This window comes from Anoxybacillus pushchinoensis (genome assembly GCF_900111795.1).
GTDB lineage: Bacteria > Bacillota > Bacilli > Bacillales > Anoxybacillaceae > Anoxybacillus > Anoxybacillus pushchinoensis.
On record NZ_FOJQ01000072.1, the window covers coordinates 1 to 8,987 of the forward strand.

Annotated in this window: 12 protein-coding genes and 1 tRNA gene; 2 read left to right on the forward strand and 11 right to left on the reverse strand. The window is 39.0% G+C overall.

Annotated features, from left to right (window positions below; all coding sequences use genetic code 11):
* The 3 genes from BM213_RS13160 to BM213_RS13170 all read right to left on the reverse strand — a co-directional run.
* The coding region (locus tag BM213_RS13160) for a DUF4372 domain-containing protein (protein ID WP_143091207.1) at positions 1-175 on the reverse strand (175 nt) is incomplete at its 3' end.
* A gap of 306 nt (positions 176-481) precedes the next feature.
* Positions 482-622: a YrzI family small protein gene (locus BM213_RS13165; protein WP_006318510.1), complete on the reverse strand. Its 141-nt coding sequence runs from the start codon at positions 620-622 to the stop codon at positions 482-484.
* 3 nt (positions 623-625) lie between these two features.
* Positions 626-814, reverse strand: coding sequence for a hypothetical protein (locus BM213_RS13170; protein WP_091704898.1), 189 nt, complete (start codon positions 812-814; stop codon positions 626-628).
* A 256-nt stretch (positions 815-1,070) separates the two neighbouring features.
* On the opposite strand from BM213_RS13170, the gene BM213_RS13175 reads away from it, so the two are divergent.
* Entirely contained in the window at positions 1,071-1,991 is a 921-nt protein-coding gene (locus BM213_RS13175) for a CobW family GTP-binding protein (RefSeq protein ID WP_091704914.1), read from the forward strand.
* 12 nt (positions 1,992-2,003) lie between these two features.
* Here BM213_RS13175 and BM213_RS13180 read toward each other — a convergent pair whose 3' ends face one another.
* The 8 genes from BM213_RS13180 to glnA form a co-directional block, all read right to left on the reverse strand.
* Complete coding sequence (locus BM213_RS13180; RefSeq protein ID WP_003397178.1) at positions 2,004-2,606, reverse strand: ribonuclease H1 domain-containing protein; 603 nt, start codon at positions 2,604-2,606, stop codon at positions 2,004-2,006.
* A 75-nt stretch (positions 2,607-2,681) separates the two neighbouring features.
* Positions 2,682-2,774: transfer RNA gene (locus BM213_RS13185), tRNA-Ser, on the reverse strand.
* A gap of 50 nt (positions 2,775-2,824) precedes the next feature.
* Entirely contained in the window at positions 2,825-3,784 is a 960-nt protein-coding gene (locus BM213_RS13190) for an MBL fold metallo-hydrolase (protein WP_091704901.1), read from the reverse strand.
* Entirely contained in the window at positions 3,781-4,419 is a 639-nt protein-coding gene (locus BM213_RS13195; protein WP_091704903.1) for an NUDIX hydrolase, read from the reverse strand. Before BM213_RS13195 ends, BM213_RS13190 begins: the two co-directional genes overlap by 4 nt.
* Positions 4,419-5,399: an ABC transporter permease gene (locus tag BM213_RS13200; protein ID WP_091704905.1), complete on the reverse strand. Its 981-nt coding sequence runs from the start codon at positions 5,397-5,399 to the stop codon at positions 4,419-4,421. Before BM213_RS13200 ends, BM213_RS13195 begins: the two co-directional genes overlap by 1 nt.
* On the reverse strand, positions 5,392-6,303 hold the full coding sequence (locus BM213_RS13205; RefSeq protein WP_091704907.1) for an ABC transporter ATP-binding protein: 912 nt from the start codon (positions 6,301-6,303) through the stop codon (positions 5,392-5,394). The genes BM213_RS13200 and BM213_RS13205 overlap by 8 nt, the downstream gene beginning before the upstream one ends.
* Positions 6,303-7,097 (reverse strand): SGNH/GDSL hydrolase family protein, encoded by a 795-nt coding sequence (locus BM213_RS13210; protein WP_091704909.1) that lies wholly within the window; start codon positions 7,095-7,097, stop codon positions 6,303-6,305. Before BM213_RS13210 ends, BM213_RS13205 begins: the two co-directional genes overlap by 1 nt.
* 99 nt (positions 7,098-7,196) lie before the next feature.
* Positions 7,197-8,558, reverse strand: coding sequence for a type I glutamate--ammonia ligase (gene glnA / locus BM213_RS13215; protein WP_091704912.1), 1,362 nt, complete (start codon positions 8,556-8,558; stop codon positions 7,197-7,199).
* A 244-nt stretch (positions 8,559-8,802) separates the two neighbouring features.
* On the opposite strand from glnA, the gene BM213_RS13220 reads away from it, so the two are divergent.
* Positions 8,803-8,987: DUF4372 domain-containing protein (locus tag BM213_RS13220; protein ID WP_143091208.1), on the forward strand; the 185-nt coding region annotated here is incomplete at its 3' end.

Consider the following 8,987-nt stretch of genomic DNA (forward strand, 5'->3'; position numbering starts at 1 on the left):
GTAAACTCTCGGTTTCATGGAGTTGGGCATACAAAAGCAGTTTCATAAATGAAGCCATATAAAGTTTCTTGGTATAGTGATTTAATTGATGTGTTTTCACTAGGTCATCAAATAATGGACGATTAATCGGTGAAAACCATTGTTCAAATGATGTTTTTCGTGTAAACTTATCCATGGTTTTGTCCTTTGTATTGGATTTGGATGGTTTACTACCACCCAACCATTATAAAGGATTTTTTTGTGTTTGGATTATATTTCAGAAAATTCGGTTTATTTAAAGGTGTTAAATTATTTTAATGCGACGCTAGTGTACTTATATAAACTATAAACAAGTAAAGATTTTGTAAAGAAAAAAGAGCTGATCCACTGATCAACTCTTGTCGCATAAAACTAATCGTCATCTACCGTCCATGTTATATTTGTTTTTGTTTGCTGTTGTTTCATTTTTCATTCTCCTTTCAACATGTATTTTTCGTCTAAATTAAAACAATTGGTACATTGAACATTTTCGATCCATCATCTTTTCTTCAACTTGTCGAATCAGCTGCTCTCGCTCTATTTCTTCAGCTGTCCATATTCGTCGTTGGATGGAAATCGTTAAAAAAAACAAATGAAATTTCATGATTTACTCACCCCCTTTCAGTAAAAAATCCGTTGGACAAAATCTTTCCGCGGATGGCACAAAAAAACGCAGGGAACACATCCTTCCCTGCGACATGCGATCGCTTGTGAAAAGGTGAATGATTTTCACATCGGGAGGGCGGGCCAATCTTCTTTGTTCAATTGCGCCATGCACTTCTGTCATTGTTGTCATAACTCTTTCCTCCCTTCCAAAATCAATTGATTTAGTAAATTATATACACAATAAGATAAGTTTGTAAATATATAATAAAAATTTTTCCAAACAGATCACGAAGATATGTATATGAAAGAAAACAAAAGGTATGCAAGGACAGATGCATCATTTTTTGTCTTTTAAGCAAATTGTCCATCGATGTACGATATATTTTCTTGTGCTATTTATTATTTTTGACTATGATCAAAAAAGAACATGTAGAAAGGAGCGTTTTATGAAACATACAGACATATACATCTTATCTGGATTTCTTGGAAGCGGGAAAACGACACTATTAAAGCGTTTCTTGCAAAGTGAAAAAGAACGAGGACGAAAAATAGCGGTTGTGATGAATGAGATCGGTCAAGTATCAATTGATTCACATGCCGTTTCAGAAGACGCTGTGTTAAGCGAATTATTAAGTGGGTGTGTATGTTGCACGATTCAAGATCAATTTGAAGTAGAGCTTTATTCTCTGCTTCGGCAACATGCATTAGATGTGATTTATATTGAAACAACAGGGGTAGCGCATCCAGTTGAAGTACTCGATGCGTGCATATCGCCATTATTTGCTCGTCGTGTTCAAATGAGGGGTATCATTACAACGATTGACGCCACGCGTTGGTCAAATCGTCAACAACTTTCTGTTCCACTGCAAATGTTATTAAAAGAACAAGTTCGTCACGCAGATGTATTAATCATCAATAAGACAGACGAATTATGTGTAGATGCGCAGGCGAAATTATCGTTTGAGTTACAAGCAATCAACAGTGATGCGCGCATCATTTTCACGACATACTCTAATGTCCGCATAGATGATATTCATCTTCTGTCACATCGGCCGCGAAACGAACATGGGCGACTGAACGTTGAGCGGTTGCGCATTCAAACGTATGTACATACATTTACAAAACCAATTGATTTACATATGTTTGAACGATGGGTACGCCAGCTGCCTGATACAATTTATCGTATGAAAGGTTTTTTGCGTTTTACTCATACAAGCGGGGTTTACTCTTTTCAGTACGCTTATGGGACACCACTATATATGAAAGAAGAGATGAACGTTCCACTACATTTTGTCATTATCGGTGAACAGCTTGATAAACAAAGACTAAAACAACAACTTGATGACATGCAAAAAGGAGAAGGTTGATTCCCTCTCCTTTTACTTTCGACCAAAGTCCGCTTTAATTTCTCCCCATTGTTCCGTTTCCCACTTTATAATTTCGTTTGTATAATGGTGTGTGCGCAACCACGCTTCGGCGCGTTCAACGAGCTGCCAAACACGTTCCGTTTCAGCAGTACGGGCAAGCGTCGTATTCGCTTTTTTTTCTTTCACCCATTTTATAGCCGTAGCGGAGTCTGAATAAATCGGCCAATTTTTGTTTTGTTTTTGTAGCCACGCTAGTCCATGTACAATGGCTAAAAATTCACCAATGTTGTTCGTACCGATCATCGGTCCAACACGAAAAAACTCTTCCCTTGTTTTCGTATGTACCCCTCGGTATTCCATTGCACCAGGATTGCCGCTACATGCTGCATCTACGCACAAGCTTTCTTCTATATAACTCATTGAACGTTCGACGATCTTATTCTTCTTCGTGCCGCCCATCATTGGACCAGATGCAAATGCTTGCTCCGCTTCTTCTTTCGATAAAAATGAGCGATATTTTGCCCCGGGAATGCCAATGACGTACTGTTTACACTCATCCCAAGATGAAAAAATGCCTGTTTTTGCTCCTTGCCAAACGACATAATACTTTTTCAATATGCCACATCCTCGCAGTTGGAATAAAAAACAAGACGAAGAAAGATTACTAAAGAAGAAACAGAAAGAGGAAGATGGCGGAGGAGGGGGGATTCGAACCCCCGCGGGCTTTGACACCCCTATCGGTTTTCGAGACCGACCCCTTCAGCCGGACTTGGGTACTCCTCCGTACAGTGGGGTGCCAAAAAAATTATAGCGAAAACGTTATATTTCGTCAATTACCTTTTTTGTTTCTCAACGTAATCAACAAGCCCCATTGCGCATACTTGTAAATCAAGTTGAAGTAGTTGATATACATCAGCATCATCTGGTACTTGTTGTTTACGCAAAAAGGTGCGAACGATCTCAAATAAACGATTGAAAACGGCCTCGGTTTTTTCTATAAACGATTGATTGGCTTGTTCACTCACGACTTCATTGCCTACTTGAACAAAAATAGGAAGCCAGTAGTGCAACTGTTCCCAAACCGTTTGCACTTGTTGCGACATGCCAAAATGACCGAAATATATACGCTCTGGACGTAATGCCTTAAATCTTTCAATGGATGCAAGCATCGCCTCGGGATTAAATTGATTTGGTGATGTAGATGGCAAGTATAGCTCTACGTAGTATGAAAGAAGTTGCGGATAAAAAACGCCAGCTGTATCACCTGTAAAAATACCGTTGCTTTTTGGATCATAAATGGAAAAATGGTGATTCGCATGTCCTGGTGTATGCATAAACGTTAGCGTGCGATCTTTTCCAATTTGTAGCGTCTCTCCATCTTCCTTTGCAATTAATCGGTCTTCAGGAATTGGAACGATGGGGTCAAACAATGCGTCAAATTTTTCACCATAAACCGCTTTTGCTCCTTGAATAAGACGAGACGGATCAGCTAAATGGCGCATACCTTTTGGATGGACAAATACGCGAGCATTTGGACAATGCTGCAATAACACACCCGCCCCGCCCGCGTGATCTAAATGAATATGAGTGACGATAATATTTTTCACATCGTGTAAGTTAATGGATAATGCTTCTAACCCTTTAATTAAATGTGGGATCGAGGGGCTTGCGCTCGTTTCAATAATTGTCACTTCTTCCTCTTGAAATACATACGCTCCTGTTCGTTGAGCAGTTTGTAAGTCATATAAATCAATAAGCGAAATACTAAACCCTAAATCAACTGGTTTTGTCATGCGTATTCCCCTTCCTTTGTTTGAATGAGTCGGGTGAAATGATAAACGATTTTTGCTGTCAGTCCCCAAATGACTTTATCCTTGTAATAATAAAAATGTTCTTCAATTTGTCGCGGCCGCCAATTATACTGCCTTCCCCCTGGGATATGTTCGAACGGGAAATGCTCTTCGGGTTTCGGTTCAAGCTGAACGTGATATATGTCTGGCTTTGTTTCAACAAAGAAGGATAGCGGAACGGTAAATACTTCTGCCACTTCTTTTTCATTTATTTTCATGCACGTCATATCTACAAACGCAGCAAACGGATAAATGACCATACCGAAAGGCGACAACATGTAATCAAGCGGGACGATGTGTGTAATATTTTCTTTTTGAATACCTAGCTCTTCACACGTTTCACGAACAGCGGCATCGCTCGGATTTTGATCACATTCGTCTATCTTTCCACCTGGAAAGCAAATTTCCCCCGGTTGACGACGCAAATGTAATGAGCGTACTTCAAATAAAACAAATATATCGTCATTTTGACGGACGAGCGGTAGAAGTACGGCATATTGAGCAAATGTGTCAAAGTCCATGATCGTTGGCGTTCGCTGTTGCAACTTCTCCATCGCGGTATACAACCTTTTTTTCATCAGTAAACATCCCTTTTCGTAAATACATAAAAAGAAATGATAAGCGCTACAAGCGCCCAAATGGCTAGTACAGTCATCGAAAATGAAAGTGTCATTCCATCAATAGGCGGTGCCATGCCGCTAACGTAGCTTGTGAGTCGCAAATTGACCATAAACAAATATTTTGCGGATTCCCACGACGACACCATGCTTGATAAAATCGCTCCAGAAATAAGAGCGGCGAGCATGATTCCCATTACTGCTGCTGTGCTACGCAGCAACACGGAAAGCATAAATGTAAGCGTGCCGACGACGAGTGAAACAAAAAAAGCAAGTCCAAATTCAATAAGTAAGTATTTCCATTGAGGAATGAGGTGAACACCCGTTGTATTTAATTCTTCACCTTGAATCGAAAATCCTGTTAAAAGAGGCAAATTCCATCCGCCATATCCAAATACAATGCCCGAGATGGCATACGATAAAACTGCAACGGAAAACACGATAAAGGATGTAGATAAAATCATAGCGATATATTTGCTCATTAAAATTTTCCATCGTTTCACAGGACGTGTCAACAATAGTTTTATTGTTCCCCCACTTGCTTCTGACGAGACAAGGTCAGCGGCAATGACCATAACAAGAAGCGGCAAAAACAGTTCAATCGAATTTTCGATGAACATGCGCATAAACGTCGGTGCACCAGGTGCCATCGGATTAATGTCATTGTCTAAATAATATTGTTGTTGTTGCAAACGAATTTTAAGAAATTTTTTCCACTCTTCAGAAATTCCTGTCGAATTTAACCGATTTTGTGTATCGATGATTTGTTGTTGTAGTTGTGTGCGCCAATCTGTTGTTCCGATTCGTTCTCGAATCGTTTCGACTTGTTTAAATTGCGCATATGTAAACAAGCTAACGAGAACAGCAACAATTGCTGCGATAATAAACAACCGTTTTTTACGAACGATTTTTAACATTTCATTGTATACGAGATTAATCAATCGTTTCCCCTCCTGTTAATTCGATAAATAAGTCTTCGAGTGTTGGAAGTTTGCGCTCAATACTACTCACACTCACTCCGGCTTCAATTAGGCGGGCATTACAACGGGCGATGACTTCGTTTGATTCGTAAACTGTAACGATGAAGTCATCTTTTTCACCTAGAACGGTTGTTTCGTTTTTTAATATTTGTTTTGCGATATGAATCGGGTGAACATTCCAGTATGTCCGTGCTTGTTCTTTCAATAAATGTTCAACTGTATCAATGCGAATAATTTCCCCTTTAGACATAATCGCAACACGATCACACATGAGTTGTATTTCACTCAATAAATGTGATGAAACGAGAACAGTTAACTGTTCTTGTTCGGCAAGTGTACGAATAAATTGTCTCATTTCGCGAATGCCGACAGGGTCTAGACCGTTCGTTGGCTCATCTAAAATGAGCACGGTAGGTTTTCCAAGTAACGCTTGTGCGATACCGAGACGCTGCCGCATGCCAAGAGAGTATGTTCGAACGAGATCATGAATCCGATTTTGTAAGCCGACGAGCTCAACAACTTCTTGAATGCGTGTTGTAGAAATGGATGGCAACATACGTGCAAAATGCTCAAGATTTTCCCATCCGCTCAAATATGGGTAAAGTTCAGGGTTTTCAACGATACAGCCAATATGTTGAATGGCTTTTGTAAATTGTTTTTGCAAGTCATATCCGCAAACAAAAATCTTCCCGGATGTCGGCTTGATTAATCCGACGAGCATACGAATCGTCGTTGTTTTTCCTGCGCCATTTGGGCCTAAAAAGCCGAACACTTCTCCTTTTTTTAAAGAAAACGAAAGTCCTTTAATAATTTCTTTTTTTCCAATCGTTTTTTTTACGTTTTGTACAACTAACGTTTCTTCCATTATTTCTCTCCTTCCGTTAATGTGATAAGTGCAGCGACGCGTTCACCCATTCGTTTGTATCCCTCTTTATTTGGATGGAATTTATCCGTATATAAATAGTCGTTTACTTGAAGTTCGAACAAATCGTACGTTGGAACACAAATGATGGACTTGTATTGGGCAGCCACTTCGGATGCGGCATAGTTCCAATTTCTAACAATCGCCGACGTTTCTTTTCCGTTGTCTAAATCGTTAAATGGATTGTATAAGGCGATATAAAATACAGGTGCATCTTCGTTCATCTCACGTATAAGCAGGAAAATTGTATTTAGTTGTTCAATAAATTTTTTCTTCTCTTTTTCTATTTGTGTTGTCGACAAATCGCGTAATGCTTCGCCACCGCGAAATAAATCATTTCCTCCAATCGTCATCAAGATGATGTCTGCTTCTATTATTTGACGTTGCACTTCTTTTTGTTTCAACTGTTCAATAAGCTGTGCAGACCGTTGTCCTTTAATTGCTAAATTAGTAAATTGAATTTGTTTGTCTGTTCGTTTTTTAAGTTCATCCATCACATGACCGACATATCCTTTTCCTGTTTCATCTCCAGTTCCACGCGTTAACGAATCGCCGAGAGCGACAATCGAAAGCGCATCTTTTTGTTTTGAGTTTGAATTTGTCGCCTCGATTTGTTTTGTTGATGAAGAAGCTTCATAAAAAAATTGGTCTTGAATAGTAACGATTAAACCGAAAATCCATAACATCGTTGTGGCAACGCAAATGGCGACAACGATTGAAATGATTCGTTTAGGCACGATATCACCCTTTCCTTTTTTCTACCTCTCATCATATACCATTTGTTGTGTAAACACATAATGAAAACATGCAAAAAAGCGAGCTCAATGTGCTCGCTCTTAAAACTTCGTTTGATAATGTTCAATTTCCCAAGTATGAACAGCTGTCCGATAGCTATCCCATTCATTCTTTTTCATCGCGATATATTCGTTAAATACATGATCACCTAGTGTGTGACGGCCGATAAATCCACTTTCTAATTGTTCAATCGCTTTTCCTAAACTGCCTGGGAGGTTTTCAATACCAAGCTCTGCACGACGTTCAGCTGTCATGTGGAAAATGTCTTCATCAATTGGCGCAGGGCAAGTGCTACTTTTTTCTATACCGTCCAGTCCTGCTTCAGCAATGACTGCAAAAGCTAAATACGGGTTTGCGGACGGATCTGGACAACGAAGTTCAACGCGTGTTGCTAATCCACGTTTAGCCGGGATTCGAATTAATGCTGAGCGATTTGACGCCGACCAAGCAATATAGCATGGAGCCTCGTATCCTGGCACAAGACGTTTGTATGAGTTTACAAGTGGATTGGTAATGGCAGCGAAACTTTTTACATGACGTAATAAGCCAGCAATAAACTGATATGCTGTTTCAGATAACTGATTGTCGTCAGTCGGATCAAAGAAAGCATTCTCCCCATCTTTAAATAAAGAAATATTTACGTGCATTCCTGAACCGTTAATACCAAAAATCGGCTTTGGCATAAACGTAGCATGCAATCCGTATTTTCTAGCAACCGTTTTTACAACCCACTTGTACGTTGTTGCATTGTCTGCCGCACCAAGCGCATCAGCGTATTTGAAATTGATTTCATGCTGACCTTCAGCAACTTCGTGGTGTGAAGCTTCAATCGTAAAGCCCATCTCTTTTAATGCACGATAAATGTCTAAGCGGACACGTTCACCGAGATCTTTTGGTGATGGTTCAAAATATCCCCCGTTATCTTGGGGTTCCGTTGTTACATTTCCATTTTCATCTGTTTTAAATAAAAAGAATTCTAATTCAGGTCCGACAGAAATGGTATATCCTTTTTGTTTAGCCCGCTCAACTGTTTTTTTCAATACGTTGCGTGGATCACCTTCAAATAACGTTCCGTCGGGATTGACGACAGAACAGAGAAAACGCGCCTCCGCGTATCCATTCTCTACTGTCCAAGGCAATACAGCGAATGTTTGTAAATCAGGAAGTAAATATAAATCCGAACGATTGATCGGTGAGAATCCTTTAATCGATGATCCGTCGAACATTATTTTTCCTTCTACTACATCATCTAGTTGCTCCGCTGTAACTGTGACATGTTTTAAAATCCCTTCAATATCAACAAACTGCAAATGTAATAGTTCAACATGTTTTTGCTTTATCACTTCTTTAATTTGTTCAATGATTGAAGTGTTTGTTTGTTCAGATACAAGTAATCCACTCATGTTACATTACCTCACATTCTTATGTTTATTTTTATAACATGAGTTTATTATATGGAATCATTTATCGTTTTTCAATAGTTTTTTATCAAATTTTCTGTATTTTTCACTAGCATTGCAGTAATTAAATCTGATGATTCAAAATACTAAGAATGTTCAATTTTTTATTGATTTCGAAACAAAAAAATCCTTTACAATGGAAGTACAGGTGGTTCCTGTCCAAATCCAATCGTAAAGGATAACTGTTATGGACAAGAATACACTAATTTCATCATTTGGTAAATGGGTTTCACCCATAAATATTCAAAAACTTAGCGAACAAGTCAAAGAATTGAAACAGGACTATTACACAAAAAAGCTGACAACAGAAGCCTATATTAAATTTTTATTGGTAGCCCAACTGCTCGAATTTAAGAGCTTAGAGGAAATGAG

Coding starts and splice junctions, on each gene's coding strand:
- BM213_RS13170 (WP_091704898.1), bottom strand. CDS start 814: ATGACAACAATGACAGAAGTGCATGGCGCAATTGAACAAAGAAGATTG.
- BM213_RS13175 (WP_091704914.1), top strand. CDS start 1,071: ATGAAACATACAGACATATACATCTTATCTGGATTTCTTGGAAGCGGG.
- BM213_RS13190 (WP_091704901.1), bottom strand. CDS start 3,784: ATGACAAAACCAGTTGATTTAGGGTTTAGTATTTCGCTTATTGATTTA.
- glnA (WP_091704912.1), bottom strand. CDS start 8,558: ATGAGTGGATTACTTGTATCTGAACAAACAAACACTTCAATCATTGAA.
- BM213_RS13165 (WP_006318510.1), bottom strand. CDS start 622: ATGAAATTTCATTTGTTTTTTTTAACGATTTCCATCCAACGACGAATA.
- BM213_RS13195 (WP_091704903.1), bottom strand. CDS start 4,419: ATGAAAAAAAGGTTGTATACCGCGATGGAGAAGTTGCAACAGCGAACG.
- BM213_RS13205 (WP_091704907.1), bottom strand. CDS start 6,303: ATGGAAGAAACGTTAGTTGTACAAAACGTAAAAAAAACGATTGGAAAA.